The sequence below is a fragment of the Pseudaeromonas pectinilytica genome (assembly GCF_054780855.1).
Map to the genome: position 1 here is coordinate 1 of NZ_BAAGVN010000089.1, position 957 is coordinate 957.

Here is a 957-nt window from a genome sequence, read left to right on the forward strand (position 1 = left end):
GTTATTGAGTGATCGGCATGGATGTTATTACGTGATCGGCATGAATGTTATTGAGCGATCGCCATGCGTGGGAATATGCAATGAGTAGTCAGTTCCCATGTTGCTGCCGATAAACCTCATCTTGGGGGTTCTCAGTACGCCTCCAAAAGCAAAAGATACAGCGGTACGTTACACACTGGTCAGGTTAATGCGATTAAGTGGTCAAACTCAATGCGACTGGATGGTCAAGCAAGTGCGATTACGCAGCACCCAGCTTGCCAAGCTCTTCGGCGACCTGGTGGCGATAACTCAAAGAAGTGGTGTCCTCAATGGCCAGCAGCTCGGGAAACTCCTGAGCCAACTTGACGGTTTGCATGGCGCCAGCCTTTCTGATCGCCTCGGCAGAGACGTTGGGATTGCGGATAAATCGGTAAGCGCCTTCCTGCATGGCTTCACTACCCTCTGATGAGATGGTTATTGATTTACCAGAATATTTTGCCAATTGGGCGGCGACGTTAACCAAGCGGGCAGTACGGCGAGGATCACCCAGCGCCGCCGAAGAGAACACAGATTTAGCCCAGTCAGCCGCACGATGAAGAGCAGAAGTTATCATGATCGTTACCATGTTAGGAGGTCACATGGAAGATCAGATCCTGGAAAACGCGAAAGGTTCCGTTCAGGGCGCTACTTGTGTATAAGAGTCAGGGTTCGGCATTGTTGGTTACACAGTTCATGTGTGTCCGCAAAATGCTTGCGGGCGTCCGAGAAGGTTACTGTGCGCATGATTCGCCTCCGTGATAGCGGTTTGCTTCCATAATCATGATATAAGCACTCAATTGAGCACAACAAACAGGGCAAAGTATAAGCCATGATAGTGCTTATTTGATATCGAAGGACATGTACAGGATCTTTAGCTACAACCAATTGAAATAGATAGAAAAAAGGCTTCGTTTGTGATCTGATTTAATCGCAAAAAAA

At 48.1% G+C, this 957-nt stretch carries 1 pseudogene; it reads right to left on the reverse strand.

What is annotated here, in order from left to right:
- Nucleotides 1-244: 244 nt before the first annotated feature.
- Nucleotides 245-592, reverse strand: a pseudogene (locus ACYVG7_RS06670) (IS4/Tn5 family transposase DNA-binding protein); the annotation flags it as partial.
- Nucleotides 593-957 lie beyond the last annotated feature (365 nt).